Annotated in this window: 15 protein-coding genes; 10 read left to right on the top strand and 5 right to left on the bottom strand. The window is 70.7% G+C overall.

The features are described from left to right. Positions 1 to 9: 9 nt before the first annotated feature. Both hpf and B082_RS0132545 read left to right on the top strand, forming a co-directional pair. The gene (hpf, locus tag B082_RS0132550) at positions 10 to 699 is read left to right on the top strand and encodes a ribosome hibernation-promoting factor, HPF/YfiA family (RefSeq protein ID WP_018555972.1); all 690 of its coding nucleotides are present in this window, start codon (positions 10 to 12) and stop codon (positions 697 to 699) included. Between the two features lie 184 nt (positions 700 to 883). Continuing rightward, complete coding sequence (locus B082_RS0132545) at positions 884 to 1,639, top strand: response regulator (RefSeq protein WP_018555971.1); 756 nt, start codon at positions 884 to 886, stop codon at positions 1,637 to 1,639. Between the two features lie 59 nt (positions 1,640 to 1,698). Here the strand turns inward: B082_RS0132545 and B082_RS0132540 are convergent, their stop codons facing one another. Further along, a complete protein-coding gene (locus B082_RS0132540; RefSeq protein ID WP_037711335.1) occupies positions 1,699 to 2,874 on the bottom strand; it encodes a winged helix-turn-helix domain-containing protein in 1,176 nt (391 codons plus the stop codon). Between the two features lie 10 nt (positions 2,875 to 2,884). Next, complete coding sequence (locus tag B082_RS0132535) at positions 2,885 to 3,475, bottom strand: GNAT family N-acetyltransferase (RefSeq protein WP_018555969.1); 591 nt, start codon at positions 3,473 to 3,475, stop codon at positions 2,885 to 2,887. 240 nt (positions 3,476 to 3,715) lie between these two features. On the opposite strand from B082_RS0132535, the gene secA reads away from it, so the two are divergent. Further along, positions 3,716 to 6,544 carry a preprotein translocase subunit SecA gene (secA, locus tag B082_RS0132530; RefSeq protein ID WP_018555968.1) on the top strand — a complete coding sequence of 943 codons (2,829 nt, stop codon included), beginning with the start codon at positions 3,716 to 3,718 and terminating at the stop codon, positions 6,542 to 6,544. 749 nt (positions 6,545 to 7,293) lie between these two features. On the opposite strand, the gene B082_RS0132525 is transcribed toward secA, so the two are convergent. After that, a complete protein-coding gene (locus tag B082_RS0132525) occupies positions 7,294 to 7,713 on the bottom strand; it encodes an Rv3235 family protein (RefSeq protein WP_026250419.1) in 420 nt (139 codons plus the stop codon). Positions 7,714 to 8,003: 290 nt separating this feature from the next. Here B082_RS0132525 and B082_RS0132520 point away from each other — a divergent pair, with 290 nt between their 5' ends. The 3 genes from B082_RS0132520 (at position 8,004) to B082_RS0132510 (ending at position 14,658) form a co-directional block, all read left to right on the top strand. Beyond that, positions 8,004 to 8,510: a DUF6912 family protein gene (locus B082_RS0132520; protein ID WP_018555966.1), complete on the top strand. Its 507-nt coding sequence runs from the start codon at positions 8,004 to 8,006 to the stop codon at positions 8,508 to 8,510. A gap of 38 nt (positions 8,511 to 8,548) precedes the next feature. Further along, entirely contained in the window at positions 8,549 to 9,232 is a 684-nt protein-coding gene (locus tag B082_RS0132515; RefSeq protein WP_018555965.1) for an HAD family hydrolase, read from the top strand. Between the two features lie 392 nt (positions 9,233 to 9,624). Next, positions 9,625 to 14,658: an NAD-glutamate dehydrogenase gene (locus B082_RS0132510; protein WP_018555964.1), complete on the top strand. Its 5,034-nt coding sequence runs from the start codon at positions 9,625 to 9,627 to the stop codon at positions 14,656 to 14,658. A 426-nt stretch (positions 14,659 to 15,084) separates the two neighbouring features. Here B082_RS0132510 and B082_RS0132505 read toward each other — a convergent pair whose 3' ends face one another. Together B082_RS0132505 and B082_RS0132500 are read right to left on the bottom strand one after the other, a co-directional pair. After that, positions 15,085 to 15,876: an ABC transporter ATP-binding protein gene (locus B082_RS0132505; protein WP_018555963.1), complete on the bottom strand. Its 792-nt coding sequence runs from the start codon at positions 15,874 to 15,876 to the stop codon at positions 15,085 to 15,087. Beyond that, positions 15,869 to 16,777, bottom strand: a complete 909-nt coding sequence (locus B082_RS0132500; RefSeq protein WP_018555962.1) for an ABC transporter permease — start codon at positions 16,775 to 16,777, stop codon at positions 15,869 to 15,871. Before B082_RS0132500 ends, B082_RS0132505 begins: the two co-directional genes overlap by 8 nt. 338 nt (positions 16,778 to 17,115) lie before the next feature. On the opposite strand from B082_RS0132500, the gene B082_RS0132495 reads away from it, so the two are divergent. The 4 genes from B082_RS0132495 to B082_RS0132480 all read left to right on the top strand — a co-directional run bounded on the left by B082_RS0132495 (position 17,116) and on the right by B082_RS0132480 (position 24,391). After that, entirely contained in the window at positions 17,116 to 17,739 is a 624-nt protein-coding gene (locus B082_RS0132495; protein ID WP_018555961.1) for a TetR/AcrR family transcriptional regulator, read from the top strand. 241 nt (positions 17,740 to 17,980) lie between these two features. Continuing rightward, positions 17,981 to 21,523, top strand: coding sequence for a CDP-glycerol glycerophosphotransferase family protein (locus B082_RS0132490; protein ID WP_018555960.1), 3,543 nt, complete (start codon positions 17,981 to 17,983; stop codon positions 21,521 to 21,523). 157 nt (positions 21,524 to 21,680) lie between these two features. Continuing rightward, the gene (locus B082_RS0132485; RefSeq protein ID WP_018555959.1) at positions 21,681 to 22,880 is read left to right on the top strand and encodes a glycosyltransferase family 39 protein; all 1,200 of its coding nucleotides are present in this window, start codon (positions 21,681 to 21,683) and stop codon (positions 22,878 to 22,880) included. Continuing rightward, positions 22,877 to 24,391, top strand: a complete 1,515-nt coding sequence (locus tag B082_RS0132480) for a bifunctional glycosyltransferase/class I SAM-dependent methyltransferase (protein WP_018555958.1) — start codon at positions 22,877 to 22,879, stop codon at positions 24,389 to 24,391. Before B082_RS0132485 ends, B082_RS0132480 begins: the two co-directional genes overlap by 4 nt. Positions 24,392 to 24,412 lie beyond the last annotated feature (21 nt).

Raw genomic sequence — 24,412 nt, 5'->3', positions numbered from 1 at the left:
GAGTTCTGCGTGGACATCGTCGTCAAGGGCCGCAAGACCGAGGTGCCCGAGCGGTTCCGCAAGCACGTGGCCGAGAAGCTGAAGCTGGACAAGATCCAGAAGTTCGACGGCAAGGTGATCAGCCTCGACGTGGAGGTGTCCAAGGAGCCGAACCCTCGTCAGGCAGACCGTTCCGACAGGGTAGAGATCACGCTCCGCTCGCGTGGACCGGTCATCAGGGCAGAAGCGGCCGCAGGCGACCCGTACGCAGCGCTGGACCTGGCCACCGGCAAGCTGGAGGCCCGGCTGCGCAAGCAGCACGACAAGCGCTACAGCCGTCGGGGTTCGGGGCGCATCCCCGCTGCGGAGGTCGGCGAAATGGTGCCGGACGCGGCATCGTTCAACGGCGACGGCGAACTGATCGCCGACGAGACGGCACAGCCCGTACCCACCACCAGGATCGGCTCGCTCGAAGTCCAGGGCGAAGGGCCGCTGGTGATGCGCGAGAAGACGCACGTCGCGGCGCCCATGTCGCTCGACCAGGCGCTCTACGAGATGGAGTTGGTCGGACACGACTTCTATCTGTTCGTCGACAACGAGACGAAGGAGCCCAGTGTCGTCTACCGACGGCACGCCTACGACTACGGTGTCATCCACCTGAGGACCGATCCGCTGGCCGCCGATGAGGCGGGCGGCGCCGGCGGTGCGCTCGGCGGCTGACGCCACCTGGCAGGTGCCCCTGGAGCGTCTGTGCGCCCCCAGGGGCACCTGTGTGCCACCGAGGGATCACCGCGCTGAGCGCCACGGCATGAAATCATGGCGGCCCAAGCCAATCGGTGCTCTGTGAACTGCCGTTGGCGGACAGTTCGTGAACTTCAGGCCGTGGCCTTCAGGGGGAGGAACGATGGCGGACACCTTCGGGCCCGTGCGCGATGCGAGGGGCGCCGGCGAAACGGCGGCCGTCCCGGCCGGTGACGACCGGGACAACGGCTACCGCAAGGAGCCGATCAGGGTCCTGGTGGTCGATGACCACGCCCTTTTCCGCAGAGGTCTGGAGATCGTCCTCGCGCACGAGGAGGACATCGAGGTCGTCGGCGAGGCGGGGGACGGGGCGGAGGCGGTCGACAAGGCGGCCGACCTGCTCCCGGACATCGTGCTGATGGATGTGCGGATGCCCAGGCGGGGCGGCATCGAGGCCTGCACCTCGATCAAGGAGGTGGCCCCCAGTGCGAAGATCATCATGCTGACGATCAGCGACGAGGAGGCCGACCTCTACGACGCCATCAAGGCCGGTGCCACGGGATATCTCCTCAAGGAGATTTCCACGGACGAGGTGTCCACCGCGATTCGCGCGGTCGCCGACGGGCAGTCCCAGATCAGCCCGTCCATGGCGTCCAAACTGCTCACCGAGTTCAAATCGATGATCCAGCGGACCGATGAACGCCGGCTGGTACCGGCGCCCCGGCTCACCGAGCGCGAACTCGAAGTCCTCAAACTGGTCGCCACCGGCATGAACAATCGCGATATCGCGAAGGAACTGTTCATTTCCGAGAACACCGTGAAGAACCACGTCCGCAACATTCTGGAGAAGCTCCAGCTGCACTCCCGCATGGAAGCGGTGGTCTATGCCATGCGGGAGAAGATCCTCGAAATCAGGTGACCCGCGGGCACGACTGACCCGCGGGCACGACGCGGCGAACGGCGGCGCGCCCGGCGCGGTCAGGCCAGGAGGCGGGCGATTTCCGCCGTGAGCGGCCCGCGCAGCTCCGGCGCCTCCACCCGCTCCAGCCGGACGTCCGTGCAGCCGACCCAGGACGCGGCCTCCACCAGAGCCTGGGCCATCGGCGCCACGGCCTTCCTGCCCGCCAGGGACACCTGCCGGGCGATCAGCGTGGTGCCGTCACGGGCCGGGTCGACCCGGCCCTGGAGCCTGCCGCCGGCCAGCAGCGGCATCGCGAAGTAGCCGTGGATCCGCTTCGGCTTGGGCACGTACGCCTCAAGGCGGTGCGTGAAGCCGAAGATCCGCTCGGTGCGCGCACGCTCCCAGACCAGCGAGTCGAAGGGCGACAGCAGCGTCGTCCGGTGCCGGCCGCGCGGTTCGACGGCCAGCGCCGCCGGGTCCGCCCAGGCCGGTTTCGCCCAGCCCTGCACGGTCACCGGGACCAGACCGGAATCCGCCACCACCGCGTCGAACTGCTCCCCCTTGAGCCGGTGGTAGTCCGCGATGTCCGTCCGGGTGCCCACGCCCAGTGACTGCCCGGCGAGCGCCACCAGTCGGCGCAGGCACTCCGCGTCGTCCAGATCGTCGTGCAGCACGGCGTCGGGCAGGGCGCGCTCCGCGAGGTCGTAGATCCGCTTCCAGCCGCGCCGCTCGGTGCACACCACCTCGCCGTACATCAGGGCGCGCTCGACGGCGACCTTCGACGCCGACCAGTCCCACCACTCCCCGCCGTTCTTCGCGCCGCCCAGTTCCGTCGCCGTCAGCGGGCCCTGGGCGGTCAGCTGCTTGATGACCGTGTCGTACGCGCCGTCGGGCAGGTCGTGGTGCCACTGCGGGCGCGCGCGGTAGGCGCGGCGGCGGAAGGCGAAGTGCGGCCACTCCTCGACGGGCAGGATGCACGCCGCGTGCGACCAGTACTCGAAGGCGCGGCCGCCCGACCAGTACGCCTCCTCGACCGTGCGCCGGCCGATCGCGCCCAGGCGCGCGTACGGAATCAGTTCGTGCGAACGCGCCAGCACCGAGATCGTGTCCAGCTGTACGGCGCCGAGGTGGCGCAGCACCCCGGGCACCCCGGATCGGCGGTCCGGGGCGCCGAGGAAGCCCTGGGCGCGCAGGGCGATCCTGCGGGCCTGGTCGGCGGAGAGTTCGACTGCGGGTGGCTGCACAGACGTCATGCCCCGCACTTTATGGGGCGGCACTGACATCGCCCGCCGGGATGTAGACCCGGGTGCTGGGCAGGCCGAGGTCGGAGGGGAGCAGCGCGCCGACCCACGTATCGCGGCGCACGCCCTTGTTGAGCAGCCCCGAGCGCTGGTCGCCCTCCATCCGGAAGCCCGCCCGCAGCGCGACGGCCCGCGACGGGACGTTACCGGTCTCGGCCTTCCACTCCAGCCGGTCGCAGCCCAGCGAGGTGAAGCTCCAGCGGGCGGCGCACAGGACCGCCTCGGTCATGTAGCCGAGGCCCCGGTGCTCCTTCGCGGTCCAGAACCCGACCTCGTACGTGCCCGGTCCGCTCCGGCGGTTGATGCCGAGGGCGCCTATGAGGGCCCCGCCCGTGCGGGGCACCACGGCGAAGTTGTACATCGAGCCGTCCCGCCAGCCGTCCGGACAGAGCCGCGCGGTGAAGAACTCCGCGTCGGGGCGGCCGTACGGCGAGGGGACCACCGTCCAGCGCTGGATGTCCGGGTCCTGACAGGCCTCGTACACCGCGTCCGCGTCGTCCGCGGCGAAGGGGCGCAGCCGCAGGCGGCCGGTGGTGAGAATGATCGGTTCCATGAAGGGATTCTGGTGAGACGGCGGCGGGGAAGCGAGGACTTTTCGCGTTTCCCGGCACCTTCCGCACCCTTCGTCCGTTGACTCGGAAGGGCACCGCGGGGACAACGCGGTGGCAGCCCTCCCGGCGCGGCGGGGTCCTCGCTTACGATGGCCGTTGCGGTGGGGCCCACCTGCCGTGCCCGCGCCAGAGTCCATAACACGACCCAGTGCCAGGCCCGACCGGCAAGGAGACCAGCCTCAGTGTCCGTCTTCAACAAGCTCATGCGTGCAGGCGAAGGCAAGATCCTGCGCAAACTGCACCGCATCGCGGACCAGGTCAGCTCCATCGAAGAGGACTTCGTCAACCTCTCCGACGCCGAGCTGCGGGCGCTCACCGACGAGTACAAGGAACGGTACGCGGACGGCGAGAGCCTGGACGACCTGCTTCCCGAGGCGTTCGCGACCGTCCGCGAGGCGGCCAAGCGCGTCCTCGGCCAGCGCCACTACGACGTCCAGATCATGGGTGGTGCCGCGCTGCACCTGGGGTACGTGGCGGAGATGAAGACCGGTGAGGGCAAGACCCTCGTCGGCACGCTGCCCGCGTATCTCAACGCCCTGTCCGGCAAGGGCGTGCACCTGATCACGGTGAACGACTACCTCGCCTCGCGTGACTCCGAGATGATGGGCCGGGTCCACAAGTTCCTCGGCCTCGACGTCGGCTGCATCGTCGCGAACATGACTCCGGCCCAGCGCCGTGAGCAGTACGCCTGCGACATCACGTACGGCACGAACAACGAGTTCGGCTTCGACTACCTCCGCGACAACATGGCGTGGTCGAAGGACGAGCTGGTCCAGCGCGGCCACAACTTCGCGATCGTCGACGAGGTCGACTCGATCCTGGTCGACGAGGCCCGTACGCCGCTGATCATCTCCGGCCCGGCCGACCAGGCCACCAAGTGGTACGGCGACTTCGCCAAGCTGGTCACCCGCCTGACCAAGGGCGAGGCGGGCAACCCGCTCAAGGGCATCGAGGAGACCGGCGACTACGAGGTCGACGAGAAGAAGCGGACCGTCGCGATCCACGAGCCCGGCGTCTCCAAGGTCGAGGACTGGCTCGGCATCGAGAACCTCTACGAGTCGGTGAACACCCCCCTCGTCGGGTACCTCAACAACGCCATCAAGGCCAAGGAACTCTTCAAGAAGGACAAGGACTACGTCGTCATCGACGGCGAAGTCATGATCGTCGACGAGCACACCGGCCGTATCCTCGCCGGCCGCCGCTACAACGAGGGCATGCACCAGGCGATCGAGGCGAAGGAAGGGGTGGACATCAAGGACGAGAACCAGACCCTCGCCACGATCACCCTGCAGAACTTCTTCCGCCTCTACGGCAAGCTCTCCGGCATGACCGGTACGGCGATGACCGAGGCCGCCGAGTTCCACCAGATCTACAAGCTGGGCGTCGTGCCGATCCCGACGAACCGGCCGATGGTCCGCGCCGACCAGTCGGACCTGATCTACCGCACCGAGGTCGCGAAGTTCGCCGCCGTCGTCGACGACATCGCGGAGAAGCACGAGAAGGGGCAGCCGATCCTCGTCGGCACGACCTCCGTCGAGAAGTCCGAGTACCTCTCGCAGCAGCTCTCCAAGCGCGGTGTCCAGCACGAGGTGCTCAACGCCAAGCAGCACGACCGGGAGGCGACGATCGTCGCCCAGGCCGGCCGCAAGGGCGCGGTGACCGTCGCGACGAACATGGCCGGACGAGGCACCGACATCAAGCTCGGCGGCAACCCGGACGACCTCGCCGAGGCCGAGCTGCGGCAGCGGGGCCTCGACCCCGTCGAGCACGTCGAGGAGTGGGCGGCCGCGCTGCCCGCCGCGCTGGAGAAGGCCGAGCAGGCGGTGAAGGCGGAGTTCGAGGAGGTCAAGGACCTGGGCGGGCTCTACGTCCTGGGCACCGAGCGGCACGAGTCGCGCCGTATCGACAACCAGCTGCGCGGTCGTTCCGGCCGTCAGGGCGACCCGGGCGAGTCCCGCTTCTACCTGTCCCTCGGCGATGACCTGATGCGGCTGTTCAAGGCGCAGATGGTCGAGCGCGTCATGTCGATGGCCAACGTGCCCGACGATGTGCCGATCGAGAACAAGATGGTGACGCGGGCGATCGCGTCGGCGCAGTCGCAGGTCGAGCAGCAGAACTTCGAGACGCGTAAGAACGTCCTGAAGTACGACGAGGTGCTCAACCGGCAGCGTGAGGTCATCTACGGCGAGCGGCGCCGGGTCCTGGAGGGCGAGGACCTCCAGGAGCAGATCCGCCACTTCATGGACGACACCATCGACGACTACATCCGCCAGGAGACGGCGGAGGGCTTCGCCGAGGAGTGGGACCTGGACCGGCTGTGGGGCGCGTTCAAGCAGCTCTACCCGGTGAAGGTCACCGTCGACGAGCTGGAGGAGGCGGCGGGGGACCTGGCAGGGGTCACCGCGGAGTTCATCGCCGAGTCCGTCAAGGACGACATCCACGAGCAGTACGACGAGCGGGAGAAGACGCTCGGCTCCGAGATCATGCGTGAGCTGGAGCGGCGCGTGGTGCTGTCGGTGCTGGACCGCAAGTGGCGTGAACACCTCTACGAGATGGACTACCTCCAGGAAGGCATCGGCCTGCGGGCCATGGCGCAGAAGGACCCGCTGGTCGAGTACCAGCGCGAGGGCTTCGACATGTTCAACGCCATGATGGAGGGCATCAAGGAGGAGTCCGTCGGCTACCTGTTCAACCTGGAGGTCCAGGTCGAACAGCAGGTCGAGGAGGTGCCGGTCCAGGACGCGGAGACGTCGCTGACCAAGGAGGACGCGGTGCCGGCCGCGCGGCCTGAGATCCGTGCCAAGGGGCTGGACGCTCCGCAGCGGCCGGACCGGCTGCACTTCTCCGCTCCCACGGTGGACGGGGAGGGCGGGGTTGTCGAGGGCGACTTCTCCAACGCGGACGGTGGGGCCGGTGCGGGTGCCGGGGCCGGGTCGGACGGGCTTACTCGGGCGGAGCGGCGCAAGGCGCAGAAGAGTGGGGGCGGTGGGGGGCGGCGGCGTAAGAAGTAGCTTGCGCTGACGTCGTGGTTTGCGGCCGGGCCGGACACCGATTGGTGTCCGGCCCGGCCGTTGTGTGTGAGGGGCGGGGCGGCTGGGGGTGTGAGGGTGCGGGTGTGGGGCGCCTGCGGCGGGCTTGTTCCCCTACCCGCCCCTTCCCGAAACCGGGGCGCTGCCCCGGGCCCCGCTCCTCAAGCGCCGGAGGGGCTGGGGTGGGGCGGTGGGGTTCCTGAAGTCCCTGCTCGGCCGCCCGGAGGGCCCTCAGAGCCGCAGAAGGGGCCCATGAGGCCGCAGAAGCCCCCTGGGGCTCTGGGGACCTCTGCGGGCCGCCATGCGGGCCTGTCAGGGGTCCGTAGGCCCCTGACAGGCCCGCTGCGGGCCGACGGGCGCTCCGCGGTCCCTATGAAGCCCCGGGGGACCCCGTCAGCCGCTCCAGCCCTCTGCGGCGCCTGCAGGGGCCTCGGTCGCCCTCGCGGCCCCGCGCCTCGGTCGGCCCGTACGCCTTGTGGCCTTGCGGGCCCTGCGCCCCGTACGCCCTGCGCCCCGTACGCCCTGCGCCCCGTACGCCCTGCGCCTCGGTCGGCCCTGCGCCCCGTACGCCCTGCGGCGCTGCGCCCCTGCCGAGCCCCTGCGCCCCATCCGCCCCTGCGGCCCCGCGGAGGCCCCGCGGGTGCTGGCGCCGGTGTGGCAGGGGGAAGGGCGTCGGCGTGGGCGGGTGGGCCGGGGGTTCGGAGGGGCGCGGGTTTGTTGGGGGGTGTGGGTCATCGTGTTCGCATCGGGGTGTTGCCCAGTTCCACCGCCGCGCAGCGCCAGCGGAGGTCGGGGCCCTGTTCCAGGCGGAAGGCCATGGCTCGTACCTCTTCGCCCGCGGCGATGCTGGCGCAGGCCTCCACCACGCCGGGGGCCGGCTGGGCGCCTCGGCAGAGGCGGATGACCGGGCGGGTGCCTCGGGTTCTGAGGGGGGTGTGGGGGGCCAGTTCGGCGAGCTGGTCGTAGGCCTCGCCGATGGTGTGGCCGAGCATCCAGTGGACCGGGCGCTGGCCGCTCAGAACCGCCAGCAGGCGTTCCGCGAACCAGTGGTGGGGGCGCATGCGCCTCGGGGTCCGGTGGCGTTGGGCGGGTACGGTCTCGGGCCTGCGGGCGTCGTGCCGGCCTGCGGGCCGGGTCCTGTTCGTGGTCATCGCTGTAGCCCCCGTGCTCCAGAGGCCCGGTGAATACCGGGCGGTAACTTCTGCTGGTGATCTTCTACGGGGGCGCGGGGGCCGCCGCAAGCGTGGGTGGGGCCGGTCGGGTACCGGCTCGAATTCACCTGTCCGGGTGGTCGGGGCCTGCCGGAGCGGGGGCCCGGGGCGGGCCGGGCAGGGTGAGCGGACGTCACCGGGTGGACGGGGCGGGGCCCGTACGCGTAACTCCAAAGGGGGACGTCGCCACGTATCCTGAGGGGGTCTCCGACTACGAAAGCGGCCCAGCCATGCGCGTGTACGTTCCCCTGACCCTCGCCGGTCTCGCAGCGGCGCACCGGGCCGGCGAACTGGGGCCCGGTCCGCTCACCGCCTACGCGGTGACCCCCGCCCTGCGCGAGTGGTACGTCTCCGACGACATCGAGGAGCTGGAGTACGCGGCGCTCAGCCGGGCCGCCTCCGCCTCGTTGCGGCTGATCGCCGGGGACCCGCAGGCCGCCCGGCGCCGGGTCGTCGTCGCCGTCGACGTCCCGGACAATGCCGCGGTCGCCGACCCGGACCACATTCTCGACGCCGCCTCGCTCGGCGAGGTCAGGATCCCCGCCGCCGTGCGGCTGACCGACGCCGCGGCGGTCCACGTCGACTCCGACGACGCGGACAAGGACGTCACGGCCGCCGCCGCCGCGCTCGGGGCCGCGGACCTCGGTGACGACGACGCGCAGTTCACCGTGGACGGCGCCGAGGACCACGAGCTGCTCTGGTTCGGGGTGCAGGAGATTCCCCACCTCATCGGGTAGCCGGTCCGTTGTCAGTGGGGGCGAGTATTTTTCTGGGCATGGGTACTACGCCGGGAAACCGCCGCACGCATCTGGTCTGGGACTGGAACGGCACGCTGCTCGACGACAACACCGCCGTCGTCGGCGCGACCAACGCCGCGTTCGGCGAGATCGGCCTGGCCCCGATCACCGTGGAGCAGTACCGGGAGACGTACTGCATCCCGATACCCCGTTTCTACGAGCGGCTGATGGGCCGCCTTCCCACCGACGCCGAGTGGGAGCGCATGGACAGCGCCTTCCACCGCCACTACACCGCGCAGCGGGACGCCTGTGGGCTGACCGCCGGCGCGGCCGAGCTGCTCGCCCAGTGGCAGCTGACCGGGCGGAGCCAGTCGATCATGAGCATGTACCAGCACGAGGAGCTGGTCCCCGTCGTACGGGGGTACGGCATCGAGCGGCACTTCGTGCGCGTCGACGGGCGCACCGGACCGTCCGGCGGCAGCAAGGCGCAGTACATGGAGCGGCACCTCGCGGAGCTCGCGGCCCTGGGCGGGATATCCCCGCGCCGCACGGTCGTCATAGGTGACGCGGTGGACGACGCCGTGGCCGCCGCCCACGTCGGGGCCAAGGCGGTCCTCTACACGGGCGGCTCGCACAGCCGGGCAGGCCTGGAGGAGGCCGGTGTGCCCGTCGTGGACAGCCTGGCCGAGGCCATGGCCCTCGCGGAGCGGCTGGCGGAGTAGGGCGTTCCCGGTCGGGTGGGCCGTTCCCGGGTGCGGCGGCCACTCCCCGCACGGCGGGCCCCGTCTGTCCGGAGTGTCAAATTTCGTGGCGTTCTTTTGTACACATCCGGAACGTGACGGTGACGGGCGCGGGCGAGATAGCCTGGACCCCGTGATCAGCGCGATACGCCTCGGGGGCAGCGAAGCCCCCGGCCGCCGCCCGGAGCGCCACAGTGCCCGGGTCGTCCCGACTGATCCTTCTTACCCGGCCCGACCGCCGAAAATGGCCAATAAGGTCCCGGGGATCTCTCATCGCGGCATAGCGTCGACCCAGACCGGAAACCCCGCGTCTTGGCGTTACGCCGACCTTTTCACCTACGTCACGCAACGGCGCGCGACAGGAGCCAGAGGACATGCAGACCAAGCTGGACGAAGCCAAGGCCGAGCTGCTCGCACGGGCTGCCAAGGTAGCTGACAACAGCCCGGGCGGTGGTGTCGGCGGGCCGGGCGGTGCGGCCCGGGTGCGCGTCGCGGCCGCCTCGGCCGACGACGGCACGGGGGCCGGTCAGGAGGGTTCCCGCCAGGACGTCCTGCTCTCCTATCTCCAGCGCTACTACCTCCACACCGCTCCCGAGGACATCGCGGGCCGGGACCCGGTCGACGTCTTCGGCGCCGCCTCGTCCCACTACCGGCTCGCCGAGGACCGGCCCCAGGGCAAGGCGAACGTCCGGGTGCACACCCCGACCGTCGAGGAGAACGGCTGGACGTGCAGCCACTCCGTGATCGAGGTCGTCACCGACGACATGCCGTTCCTCGTGGACTCCGTCACCAACGAGCTCACCCGCCAGGGCCGCGGCATCCACGTCGTGATCCACCCGCAGGTCATCGTCCGGCGTGATCTGACCGGCAAGCTGGTCGAGGTCCTCACCGAGGGCGCCGGTATCTCCACCGGCCCCCAGCTCGGCCGGAAGAACGCCAAGGGGGCCAAGGACGCCAAGGCGGCGCTGCCGCACGACGCGGTCGTCGAGTCCTGGATCCACGTCGAGATCGACCGCGAGACCGACCGCGCCGACCTCAAGCAGATCCAGAGCGACCTGCTGCGCGTCCTGTCCGACGTACGGGAGACCGTCGAGGACTGGGAGAAGATGCGTGACGCGGCGCTGCGCATCGCCGACGACCTGCCCGGCGAGCCGCTCGACGACCTCGCCGACGACGAGATCAACGAGGCCAGGGAACTGCTGCGCTGGCTCGCCGCCGACCACTTCACCTTCCTCGGCTACCGCGAGTACGAGCTGAAGGACGACGACGCGCTGGCCGCCGTCCCCGGCACCGGCCTCGGCATCCTGCGCTCGGACCCGCACCACACCGAGGACGAGGCGCACCCGGTCAGCCCCTCCTTCGACCGGCTGCCCGCCGACGCCCGCGCCAAGGCCCGCGAGCACAAGCTGCTCGTCCTGACGAAGGCCAACAGCCGGGCGACCGTGCACCGCCCCAGCTACCTCGACTACGTCGGCGTGAAGAAGTTCGACGCCGAGGGCAACGTCATCGGTGAGCGCCGCTTCCTCGGCCTGTTCTCGTCCGCCGCCTACACCGAGTCCGTGCGCCGGGTCCCCGTCGTCCGCCGCAAGGTCGCCGAGGTGCTGGACGGCGCGGGCTTCACGCCCAACAGCCACGACGGCCGCGACCTGCTCCAGATCCTGGAGACCTACCCGCGCGACGAGCTGTTCCAGACGCCCGTCGACCAGCTGCGCTCGATCGTCACCTCGGTGCTCTACCTCCAGGAGCGCCGCCGGCTGCGGCTCTACCTGCGCCAGGACGAGTACGGCCGCTACTACTCCGCGATCGTCTACCTGCCGCGCGACCGCTACACCACCGGTGTGCGGCTGCGGCTGATCGACATCCTCAAGGAGGAGCTGAACGGCACCAGCGTCGACTTCACCGCCTGGAACACCGAGTCGATCCTGTCCCGGCTGCACTTCGTCGTCCGGGTCGCCCAGGGCAGCGAGCTGCCGAGCCTCACCGACGCCGAGGCCGACCGCATCGAGGCCCGCCTGGTGGAGGCCGCCCGCTCCTGGGCCGACGGCTTCCAGGAGGCGCTGAACGCCGAGTGCGGCGAGGAGCGCGCCGCCGAACTGCTGCGCCAGTACGGGCACTCGTTCCCCGAGGGCTACAAGGCCGACCACTCGGCGCGCGCCGCCGTCGCCGACCTGGTCCACCTCGAAGCCCTCAAGGACAGCGAGCGGAACTTCTCCCTCAGCCTGTACGAGCCGGTCGGCGCCGCCCCCGGCGAGCGCCGCTTCAAGATCTACCGCACCGGCGAGCAGGTCTCGCTGTCCGCCGTCCTGCCCGCCCTCCAGCGGCTCGGCGTCGAGGTCGTGGACGAGCGCCCGTACGAGCTGCGCTGCGCCGACCGTACCCACGCCTGGATCTACGACTTCGGGCTGCGGATGCCGCAGGGCACCGGCAGCGCCGGCTACCTGGCCGACGGCGCCCGCGAGCGGTTCCAGGAGGCCTTCGCCGCGGTCTGGACCGGCGAGGCGGAGAACGACGGCTTCAACGCGCTGGTACTGAGCGCCGGTCTCGACTGGCGGCAGGCCATGGTGCTGCGCGCCTACGCGAAGTACCTGCGCCAGGCCGGTTCCACGTTCAGCCAGGACTACATGGAGTCCACCCTCCAGAACAACGTCCACACCACCCGGCTGCTCGTCTCGCTCTTCGAGGCCCGGATGTCCCCGGGGCGCCAGAGCGCGGGCACCGAGCTGATCGACGGGCTCCTCGAAGAGCTCGACGGCGCCCTCGACCAGGTCGCCTCGCTGGACGAGGACCGCATCCTGAGGTCCTTCCTCACCGTCATCAAGGCGACCCTGCGCACCAACTTCTTCCAGCACGGGGACGACGGCGAGCCGCACGCGTACGTGTCGATGAAGTTCGACCCGCAGTCCATCCCGGACCTGCCCGCGCCCCGCCCGGCGTTCGAGATCTGGGTCTACTCGCCGCGCGTGGAGGGCGTCCACCTGCGCTTCGGCAAGGTCGCCCGCGGTGGACTGCGCTGGTCGGACCGGCGCGAGGACTTCCGCACCGAGATCCTCGGCCTGGTCAAGGCGCAGATGGTGAAGAACACCGTCATCGTGCCGGTCGGCGCCAAGGGCGGCTTCGTCGCCAAGCAGCTTCCCGACCCCTCCGTGGACCGGGACGCCTGGATGGCCGAGGGCGTCGCCGCCTACCGCACCTTCATCTCCGCGCTGCTCGACATCACGGACAACCTGGTGGCCGGCGAGGTCGTGCCGCCCAAGGACGTCGTCCGGCACGACGAGGACGACACCTACCTCGTGGTCGCCGCCGACAAGGGCACCGCGAAGTTCTCCGACATCGCCAACGAGGTCGCCGTCGACTACGGCTTCTGGCTCGGTGACGCGTTCGCGTCCGGCGGGTCCGCGGGTTACGACCACAAGGGCATGGGCATCACCGCCCGCGGCGCCTGGGAGTCCGTCAAGCGGCACTTCCGGGAGCTCGGCCACGACACCCAGACCGAGGACTTCACCGTCGTCGGCGTCGGTGACATGTCGGGCGACGTCTTCGGCAACGGGATGCTGCTCTCCGAGCACATCCGGCTCGTCGCCGCCTTCGACCACCGGCACATCTTCATCGACCCGACCCCGGACGCCGCGACCTCCTACGCCGAGCGGCGCCGCCTCTTCGACCTGCCGCGCAGCTCCTGGGCCGACTACGACAAGGAGCTGATCTCCGCGGGCGGCGGCGTCCACCCGCGCAGCGCCAAGTCCATCCCGGTCAACGCCCACATGCGCGAGGCGCTCGGCATCGAGCCGGGGGTCATCAAGATGACGCCCGCCGAGCTGATGCAGACCATCCTCAAGGCCCCCGTCGACCTGGCGTGGAACGGCGGCATCGGCACGTACATCAAGTCCTCCGCCGAGTCGAACGCGGACGTCGGCGACAAGGCCAACGACGCGATCCGCGTCAACGGCGCCGACCTGCGCGCCAAGGTCGTCGGCGAGGGCGGCAACCTCGGTGCCACCCAGCTCGGCCGGATCGAGTTCGCCCGGGGCGGCGGCCGGATCAACACCGACGCGATCGACAACAGCGCCGGTGTGGACACCTCCGACCACGAGGTGAACATCAAGATCCTGCTCAACGGCCTCGTCCGGGACGGCGACATGACCGTCAAGCAGCGCAACAAGCTGCTCGCCGAGATGACCGACGAGATCGGCCGCCTGGTGCTGCGCAACAACTACGCGCAGAACACCGCCCTGGCCAACGCCGTCACCCAGGCGCCCTCGCTGCTCCACGCCCACCAGCGGTTCATGCGCCGGCTGGGCCGCGACGGATATCTCGACCGGGCCCTGGAGTTCCTGCCCACCGACCGGCAGATCCGTGAGCTGCTGGCCGCCGGCAAGGGGCTCAGCCAGCCCGAGCTGGCCGTGCTGCTCGCGTACACGAAGATCACGGCGGCGCAGGAGCTGATCGGGACCAGCCTGCCGGACGACCCGCACCTGCAGAAGCTGCTGCACGCCTACTTCCCGCAGCAGCTGCGCGAGCGTTACGCCGAGGCGGTCGACGCCCACGCGCTGCGGCGCGAGATCATCACCACGGTCCTCGTCAACGACACGGTCAACAGCGGTGGTTCGACCTTCCTGCACCGGCTGCGGGAAGAGACCGGTGCCTCGATCGAGGAGATCGTGCGGGCGCAGTTCGCGGCCCGCGAGATCTTCGGGCTCAGCCAGGTGTGGGACGCCGTCGAGGCTCTCGACAACAAGGTCGCCGCCGCTGTGCAGACCCGTATCCGGCTGCACTCGCGCCGGCTCGTCGAGCGGGGTTCGCGCTGGCTGCTCGGCAACCGGCCGCAGCCGCTCGCCATCTCCGAGACGGTCGACTTCTTCCGCGACGGCGTCGAGCAGGTGTGGGCCGGGCTGCCCAAGATGCTGAAGGGTGCCGACCAGGAGTGGTACCAGGGCATTCTCGACGAGCTCACCGAGGCGGGCGTCCCGGACGAGCTGGCGCAGCGCGTCGCCGGCTTCTCGTCCGCCTTCCCGGCGCTCGACATCGTGGCGATCGCCGACCGCACGGGCAAGGATCCGCTGGCGGTCGCCGAGGTGTACTACGACCTCGCGGACCGGCTGGGGATCACCCAGCTGATGGACCGGATCATCGAGCTGCCGCGGGCCGACCGCTGGCAGTCCATGGCCCGTGCGTCCATCCGTGAGGACCTGTACGCGGCGCACGCGGCGCTCACGGGCGATGTACTGAGCGTGGGCGACGGGGCGTCCTCGCCGCAGGAGCGGTTCGAGGCGTGGGAGGAGAAGAACGCGGCGATCCTGGCTCGGTCGCGGTCCACGCTGGAGGAGATCCAGGGGTCGGACGCGTTCGACCTGGCGAACCTGTCGGTGGCCATGCGGACGATGCGGACGTTGCTGCGTACGCACGTGTAGGCGTGGTGTGGCGGTGAGGTGAGGCGGCTGCCGGGGTTTCCCGGTGGCCGCCTTGTCCTTGCCGGACGGGCTGGGGGTGCCGCGGTGTTTCCGGCTCGGGCCTTGTCCTCAATCGCCGGACGGGCTTGAAAGACGTCCTCAATCGCCGGACGGGTCGGGCGTGGCTCGGAAGCGTTGCCGCGGTCCGTGGCTGGGGGCTTGTCCTCAATCGCCGGACGGGCTTGAGAGGGCGTGACGGGTTGGGGGGCGTGACGGGTTGAGAGGGCGTGACGGGTTGGGGGGCGTGACGGGTTTGGGGGGCGTGACGGGCTTGCGGGGGAGTGCGATGGCTTGAGTTGGGCCTCGGGTGAGCGCCGGGTCGCTCGGGGCGGCGGCTTGAGGGGGAGTGGCGGGCTCGTGGGGGAGTGCGATGGCTTGAGTTGGGCCTCAGGTGGGGCGTCGGGTGGGGTGGGTGGACTTTTCGTAGGCTGCCACCACCTCCTTCGCCGGGCCGTCCATGCGTAGCGTGCCGGCCTCCAGCCAGAGGGCCCGGTCGCAGGTTTCGGTGATCGACTTGTTGTTGTGGCTGACCAGGAACACCGTGCCGGCCAGGCGGCGGAGTTCGATGATCCGGTCCTTGCTGCGGCGCTGGAACTTCGCGTCGCCCGTCGACAGGGCCTCGTCGATCAGCAGGACGTCGTGGTTCTTCGCGGCGGCGATCGAGAAGCGCAGGCGGGCGCCCATACCGGAGGAGTACGTGCGCATCGGCAGGGTGATGAAGTCGCCCTTCTCGTTGATACCGGAGAAGTCGACGATCTCCTCGTAGCGCTCGCGGATCTCCGCGCGGGTCATGCCCATCGCGAGGCCGCCGAGCACGACGTTGCGTTCACCGGTCAGGTCGTTCATCAGTGCCGCGTTCACCCCGAGCAGCGAGGGCTGTCCGTGGGTGTGGACGCGGCCCTTCGTGGCGGGCAGCAGGCCGGCGATGGCCTTCAGCAGGGTGGACTTCCCCGAGCCGTTGGAGCCGATCAGCCCGATCGCCTCGCCCCTGTACGCGGCGAAGCTGACGCCCTTCACGGCGTGCACTTCGCGCACCCCCGGGCTCTTCCGGCGCGAGGTGATGCGGCTCAGGGCGGAGGTGGCGCTGCCCCTGCCGGTGCGGGCGCCGTTGACCTTGTAGGTGATGTGGACGTCGTCGACGACGACCGTCGGCACCGCGGAATCCGTGTGCTCAGCCACGTCCGTAACTCTCCTCGGCCTTCCAGAAGTAGATGAAGCCGCCCACGCCGCAGACCAGTGCCCAGCCCGCTGCGACGGCCCATACGTGCGGGGGCAGTTGGCCCGCGCCGAAGCTGTCGATGAGCGCGAACCGCATGAGGTCGATGAAGACGGCCGCCGGGTTGAATTCCAGGGCGAGCTTCACCAGGTGCGGGACGCTGTTGCCCCGCAGCATCGTGTCCATGCTCCACATCACCCCCGACGCGTACATCCAGGTGCGCAGGATGAACGGGGTGAGCTGGGCGATGTCCGGAGTGCGCGCGGCCAGGCGGGCCACGACCATCGAGACGCCCGTGTTGAAGACGGCCTGGAGGGCCAGGGCGGGCACCGCGAGCAGCCAGGACGGGCGCGGGTACTGGCCGAAGGCCAGCAGGATCAGGGTCAGCGCGCCGAGCGAGAAGAGCAGTTGCTGGAGCTGTTGCAGGGCGAGCGCGACGGGCAGCGAGGCGCGCGGGAAGTGCAGCGCCCGGACCAGCCCGAGGTTGCCGCTGATGGCGCGGGTGCCCGCGGTGATCGAGGAGCTGGTGAAGGTCCAGATGAAGACGCCCGTGACTAGGAACGGGACGTAGTCCGGCACGCCGTGCTTGGTCTTCATCAGGATGCCGAAGATGAAGTAGTAGACCGTCGCGTTGAGCAGCGGGGTCATGATCTGCCAGATCTGGCCGAGCTTCGCCTGGCTGTACTGGGCGGTGAGCTTGGCGGTGGCGAAGGCCGTGATGAAGTGCCGCCGCCCCCACAGCTGCCGTACGTACGCCGGCAGCGACGGCCGCGCCCCGCTCACGGTCAGTCCGTGCCGTGCTGCGAGGGCCGCCAGCTCGCCCGATCCGTACACGGGCGGTTCGTACACCGGCGGTTCGTGCACCGGCGGTTCGTGTACGGGCGGGGAGGCGGGCGGCGGGGCGTCCGCCGGGGCCTGGGCTGTTGTCTGGCTCACCACGATCGCTTTCGACGGGAGGAGGCGGAGGAAGCGGGGAAGCGGGGGAAGCGGGCAGGGCAGGGAAGCGGGCAGGGCGGGGAAGGGGATGCGGGCAGGGCGGGACGGGGAAGAGGAACCGGCGGCTCGGGGCCCGCGAGCGGGGCCGCGTGGCGGGGAAAAGGACTGCGCGGCGACGGGACGGGACCGTATCGTCGCTACGCCGAGGGTAGGACGCTCCGACGCCGGAACGCAACCGTTTCGTCGTCGCGGACTATGATTCGGCCATGACCACCGACCCCGGAAGCCGCCGCCGAGCCCCGGCGGGAGCCGCCGTCCTGCGCGAGGACGTGACCGACGCCATCCGCAGCGCGGTGTTCGCGGAGCTGGCGGCGGTCGGTTTCGCGCGGATGTCCATCGAGGGCATCGCGCGGCGGGCGGGCGTCGGCAAGACCGCGGTCTACCGGCGCTGGAAGTCCAAGCTGCACCTGGTCCTGGACCTGGTCTCCGCCGTCGCCGCACAGGGCATGCCCGCCCCGGCCACCGGCTCGCTGTACGGGGACGTGCGCGCCGTGCTCGAACTGGCCGCGTACGCCCTGCGCCACCCGCTGGCCTCCCAGGTCATCCCGGACCTGCTGGTCGAGGCGGCCCGGAACCCGGAGATCTCCGACGCCATCAAGGCCGCCCTGCTCGACCCCCAGCAGGGCGTCGCCGCCGTGGTCGTCCGGGACGCCGTCGCACGCGGAGAGCTGCCGCCGGACAGCGACCCCGACCGCGCCCTCGACCTGATCGTCGGCCCGCTCTACTGGCGGCTCGCGGTGGTCCGGGGGGAGCTGCCGGCGGGGTATCTGGACGACCTCGCCGCCTCCGCCGTGGCCGCTCTCACACACCGGGCGGACCCCGCCGTGTGACGCTTCGATCATGTGTCCAAGCGTGCTTGTAGGGGTCACCCTTCCATCGGTTAGTCTGGTGGGCGGGCCGCCCACCGGGCCTTCCGGAGCACGCGTTCACCGTGCACCAGGACCGCCCGGGTGAAGCCCCGGGCAGGCGAGCACGGTGCAGGCGTAGTCACTCGTTCGGGACCGTAACCGGTGACCCCCGACCGTCCATACGGTTGAGCCCTACGGATAGCCAGGCCCTTGATGAACGGACGTGCTCAACATGCCGCCACGGCTCAGTGTCGTTGTCCCCGTCTACAACGTGGAACTCTTCCTGACGGACTGCCTGAAGTCCCTCGCGGAGCAGACCATGACCGACCTCGAGGTGGTGATGGTCGACGACGGGTCCACCGACGGCAGTGCCGCTCTGGCCGCCGAATTCGCCGCGCAGGACGACCGCTTCAAGCTGGTCAGCCAGAAGAACGGCGGACTGGGGCACGCCCGTAACACCGGTGTCCGCAACTGCGACCCGGAGAGCCGCTACCTGGCCTTCGTCGACAGCGACGACGTGATCCCGCCGAACGCGTACGAACTGCTCGTCGGCGCCCTGGAGGAGACCGGCTCGGACCTCGCGTCCGGCAACGTGCTGCGCCTGCGGGGCGGCGGCAAGCTCCAGCAGTCGCCGATGTTCCGCAAGCCGATGGCCACCACCCGGCTGAAGACCCACGTCTCCCGCGACCTGGACCTCCTCGGCGACCGCATCGCCTGCAACAAGGTCTTCCGCCGCTCCTTCTGGGACAAGAACGAGTTCGCCTTCCCGGTCGGCGCGCTGTACGAGGACATCCCCGTCGTGCTGCCCGCGCACTTCCTGGCCAAGTCGGTCGACATCATCAAGGACCCCGTCTACCACTGGCGCGACCGCCCCGGCTCGATCACCACCAGCCGGGCCGTCGTCCGGGGCGTCCGCGACCGCGTCGCGCACGTGCAGGGCGTCTCGACGTTCCTGGCCCAGAACCGCACGCCCGCCGACAAGAACCACTACGAGGACCACGCGCTGGCCAACGACCTCTGGTACTTCATGGAGGTCCTGCCCGACGGCGACGAGGAATACCGCGCCGCGTTCCTCACGTACACCAACAAGTTCCTCGACCAGGTCGACCCCTCGGTGCTCGACGGGCTTCCGCTGCGCCTGCGCGTGATGTGGTACCTGGTGCGCGAGCACCGCATGGACGAGCTGCTGGCGCTGCTCATCCAGGACAAGCGCGAACCCGGCGCCTTCGAGGTCAGCGGTGTGCGCCGGCGCCAGGCCAACTACCCCGTCCTCACCCGGCCCGTGCCCGCCCCGGTGCTGCGCGTCGCCGACCGCGACCTGCCGCTCGCCGCCCGGCTGCGCGACGCCCGGTGGCGCGACGGCAAGCTGCACCTCAAGGGCTACGCGTACGTCCGCAACCTGCCCGTCACCTCCGGGCCCAGCGAGTTCCGGATCGGCTGGCTCCGCGCCGGCCGGCGCAACGTCGTCCCGCTGCGGCTGCGCCGGGTCGACGAGCCCGAGGCCACCGCCCGCGCCCGCCAGAGCCTGCACGACTACCACCGATCCGGCTTCGAGACCTCGGTCGACGCCTCCAAGCTCCGCATCCGGGGCGACGGCGGCCCCAAGCAGCTCACCTGGCAGTTCGAGGTCGGCATCGCCAGGAACGGCCTGCTGCGCCGCGCCTACCCGTCCGTCCGGGAGGCCTCCGTCGCGCCGCCCGTCCACCGCCCCGACGGTGACCACCGCATCGTGCCCGCCTTCGAGGGCGACAAGCTGGTGGTGCACGCCGAGCGGGTCGACGCCCGGTTCGAGTCGCACGACGCGGGCGACACGGCCGGCACCGTCCGGGTCACCGGCGTGGTCCGGTCCCGCCTCGTCAAGGGCGAACTGACGCTGCGTCTGACGCACGGCGCCACCAAGGCCACGTACGAGGTCCCGGTCACCGTGAGCGGAGGCGGCGGCCCCGCCGCCGGCTGGAGCCGCTTCACCGCCGAACTCCGGCTCCCCGCGATCGAGGAGGCCCGCCCCACGGAGGACGACGCGCCCAGGAGCATGGCGTACAGCGTCCACCTGACCGGCCCGGGCGGCCTGAAGGCGTCGCTCGACACACCGGGCGCGGTGCCGCCCGGCCGCTACCCCCTCGCCGACTCCTCCGGCGGCGGGGCCGGCGAGCTGGCCTTCTTCGCCAGCGCGCGCGGCAACCTGGTGATCAGCGACCGCCCCGTGCAGCCCGCCGTCGAACTGGCGAGCTGGACGGACGACGGCCGGCTGTTCCTGGAGGGCACCTACCCCGAGGACCCGGAGCACCCGGTCGAGCTGGTCGCGCAGAACAGCAGCCACCGCGAGGAGCAGATCTTCCCGGTCGAGTTCACCGGACCCGAGGACGCGCGCCGCTTCCGCGCCGAACTGCGGCCCGACGCCGTCGAGGGACCGGGCGGCGCGCTGCCGCTGGGCGAGGGCAACTGGTACTTCTTCCTCCGGGACAGGGGCGCCGCCGACGAGAGCCGCGACCGCGCGCTGCGCATCCCCGCCTCGGCCTTCCACACCCTGCCCGTCACCCGCCACCTCTCCGGCCGGGACTACACCCTGGAACGGCGCTTCGGCGACCAGCTCCTCGTCGTCTCCGGCTCCGTGCTCGGCGCCGCCGAACGCGGCCCGCGCGCCAAGCGCCTGCTGAGCGAGGCCTACGCGGCCCAGCGCACCGAACCGGTGCGCGCCGCCGCCCTCTACAGCACCTTCGACGGCCGCCAGTTCTCCGACTCGCCGCGCGCCGTCTACGAGGAGCTGGTGCGCCGGGGCACCGAGGTGGAGCACCTCTGGGTCGTCCGCGACCAGCAGGCCATCATCCCCGAGGGCGCCACCGCCGTCGAGCACGGCTCGGTCGCCTGGCACGAGGCGCTGGCCCGCAGCCGCTACATCGTCACCAACACGCAGCTGCCCGAGTGGTTCGTGCGGCGCGAGGACCAGACCGTCGTCCAGACCTGGCACGGCACCCCGCTCAAGCGCATCGGCCTCGAACTCGCGGGCACCGCCCAGGCGAACGCCGCCTACATCGCCACCCTCGCCGAGCGGGCCAAGCAGTGGAACTTCCTGGTCTCGCCGAACACGTACTCCACGCCCGTCCTGCGCCGTTCGTTCGGCTTCGAGGGCGAGGTCCTGGAGTGCGGCTATCCGCGCAACGACATCTTCCACGCCCCCGACCGCGCCAAGGTCGCCGCGGCGGTACGGGAGAAGCTCGGCATCCCGGCCGGCAAGCGCGTCGTCCTGTACGCGCCGACCTGGCGCGAGGACCAGCGCCTGGGCGGCGGCCGCTACTCGCTCGGCCTCCAGCTCGACCTGGCCGCCGCCGAACGCGAACTCGGCGACGACACCGTGCTTCTGGTGCGCCGTCACTACATGGTCACCGACCGGCTCCCGGACAGCGGCACCGGCTTCGTCCGCGACGTCTCCCGCTACCCCGACGTCGGTGAACTCATGCTCATCAGCGACGCCCTGGTCACCGACTACTCCTCGCTGATGTTCGACTTCGCCCAGACCGGGCGGCCGATGCTCTTCCACACCTACGACCTGGAGCACTACCGCGACACGCTGCGCGGATTCAGCTTCGACTTCGAGTCCCGGGCGCCCGGACCCCTGATCCCGGGCTCCGACGACCTGATCGAGGCGCTGCGCGACCCGGAGCGGGCCATCGCGGGACACGCCAAGGCGTACGAGCAGTTCCGGCACGACTTCTGCGACCTCGACGACGGCCGGGCGACCGCCCGCGTGGTCGACCGCATGCTGTAGCCGACACCCCTGGGGCCCACCGCCCCTCCCGTGCCCGGCCGGTACCGCCACCGGCCGGGCACGGGTGTGTCCGGGGCGGGGGTTTACGCGACGGTGACGGTTCGGTGCGTTGCTTAGCGTCGCCTCCTTGCTACGTTCTGCTTCCATGGGTATCCGAATGTGGGGCGAAAGGGACGTACGGCGGGCCGGAACCACCGTACTCCTCGCGGCGGTCGCCGGCTTCATCGCCCGCATGATCATCGCGGCCAACTCGCCCGGCCCGGCCGACGTGCGCATCTTCCGGGGGTTCGCCGAGGCCATCACCGTGTACGGCCCCGTCCGCATCTACGAGCACCCGCTTCCCGGCCTGCCCGTCTACAACCACCCACCGCTGGCCGGCTGGATGCTGATGGGGCTGGACGGCCTCACCGGCCTCGGCCTCTCCTTCTCCACCCTGATCAGGATCCCCGCGTCGGCCGCCGACTTCTGCTGCGCGCTCCTCGTGTTCGAGATCGTCCGCCGCCGGGCCGCCCCGCGCACCGCGATGCTCTGCGGCATCGGCGTCGCCGTCAGCCCGGTGCTCATCTCCACCTCCGGCTACCACGGCAACACCGACGCGGTCGCCATCGCCTTCGCCCTGGCCGCGGCCCACCTGCTGGCCGACCGGAAGGCGCCGCTCGCCGCGGGCGTGGCCGCGGCGCTCTCGATCAGCGTCAAGTTCATCCCGGTGGTGGTGATCCCCGCCCTGTTCGTGGCCGCGCTGCGCGGCGGGCGCCCGGTCCTGGTCCGCTTCGCCGCGGGCTTCGCGGGGCTCGGCGCGCTCGTGTGGGGGCCGGCCCTGGTGACCGTGCCGCTGGACCTGGAGCGCAACGTCCTGGAGTACGCGGGCGGCAGCTACCGGCTGTGGGGCCTCGTACGGTTCGCGGACGTCATCGGGCTGCCCGAGTCCGTCATCACCTTCATGCAGGGCGGCGGCCACTTCCTCGTCGTGCTGGTCTGCGTGGCCGCCGGAATCCGGCTCGCCTGGCTGCGGCCCGCCCAGCTCCCCGGTGTCGTCGCCCTCACCCTGGGCCTGCTGCTGCTCCTGTCCACCGCCTCCGGCCTCCAGTACCTGACCTGGGCGGCCGCCGGGATGTTCGTACTCGGCGCGGCCGAGGGGTTCACGTACAGCGCGGTCGTCGGCCTGGTCGCCGTACTCGGCTACAGCGGGCGCTCCGCCGTGCGCTGGAGCGAGCCCGTGCTGTACCTGGGCGCCGCCGGCTGGCTCGTACTGGCGGCCGGGCTCGCCACCGGTCTGCGCCGGGTCCTCGCGGCCACCGGCCCTGTCCATCCGTCGACCGAAACCGCCCCCCGAGCGCAACTGGAGAACGCCCCGTGAAGGAAAGCCCGAGTCCCAGGATCGGCATCCTGGTGGTCGCGTACAACGCGGAGACAACGCTGGAGAAGACCCTCGACCGGATTCCGGAGGACTTCCGGTCCCGGATCGACGAGGTCCTCATCCTCGACGACGCGAGCCACGACGCGACCTTCACCGCGGGCTGCCGCTGGTCGCAGGCCGAGGGAATGCCGCGGACCGTGGTGATGCGGCACACCAAGAACCTCGGCTACGGCGGCAACCAGAAGGCCGGATACGCCCTGGCGGCCGAGCACGGACTGGACATCGTCGTGCTGCTGCACGGCGACGGACAGTACGCCCCCGAACTCCTCCCCGAGATGGTCGCCCCCATCGAACGCGGCGAGTGCGAAGCCGTGTTCGGGTCACGGATGATGACGTCGGGCAGCGCCCTCAAGGGCGGCATGCCGATGTACAAGTGGCTCGGCAACCGCGTCCTCACCCGGCTGGAGAACGGCCTGCTCGGCTCCGGACTGACCGAATTCCACTCCGGTTACCGCGCCTACAGCGTCGCCGCCCTGAAGCAGCTGCCGATCGACCGGAACACCGACGCCTTCGACTTCGACACCCAGATCATCGTCCAGCTGCTGAACGCGGGCATGCGGATCAAGGAGATCCCGGTGCCCACGTACTACGGCGACGAGATCTGCTACGTCAACGGCATGAAGTACGCCAAGGACGTCGTCAAGGACGTCCTCGAATACCGGCTGGCCGTCAAGGGGTTCGGGACCTGCCCCTGGATCCCCAAGCCCGTCGACTACGCCTTCAAGGAGGGCGACGGCTCCTCGCACGCCGTCATCCTGGAGAAGATGCGCCGGCTGCCTCCCGGCCGGGTCCTCGATCTCGGCTGCTCCGGCGGCCTGTTCGCCGAACGCCTGGAGTCCCTGGGCCACGAGGTGACCGGCGTGGACTACGTCGAGGTGCCGGGCGTCCGCGAGAGGTGCACCCACTTCCACCTCGCCAACCTGGAGGAGGGGCTGCCCGCGGACATCGGCACCGGCTTCGACTACGTGGTGGCCGGGGACGTCATCGAGCACCTCTCCCGCCCCGAACGCGTCCTCGCCGAGGTCGCGGGCGTGCTGCGGCCCGGCGGCCGGGTGCTGCTGTCCGTGCCCAACTTCAGCCACTGGTACTCCCGGCTGCGGGTCGCCGTCGGGGCCTTCGGCTACGACCGCCGGGGCATCCTCGACGAAACGCATCTGCGCTTCTTCACCCGGGCCAGCCTGCGCCGCACCGTGCGCGCCGCCGGATACGACGTCCTGGACCTCGCGTCCACCGGGGCGCCGTTCTGGTCGCTGCTCGGCCGGGGACCGCTCGCCGCGGTGCTCGGCGGGATGTCGCGGCTGCTGACCCGTGTCCGGCCGACGCTGTTCGGCTATCAGCACGTCGCACTGCTCACCCCGCATGCGGCCGAGACGATCATCGCTGGAGAGCACGTCGATGTACAGGACATCCTCAACCGACAGTACGTCCCCGCCGACCGGGTCGGTGTCTGAGGCGCCCCGCCCCGGGCCCGC

It is taken from the genome of Streptomyces sp. ATexAB-D23, from assembly GCF_000373645.1.
GTDB lineage: Bacteria > Actinomycetota > Actinomycetes > Streptomycetales > Streptomycetaceae > Streptomyces > Streptomyces castrisilvae.
This window is presented reverse-complemented; position numbering and strand designations above follow the sequence as displayed.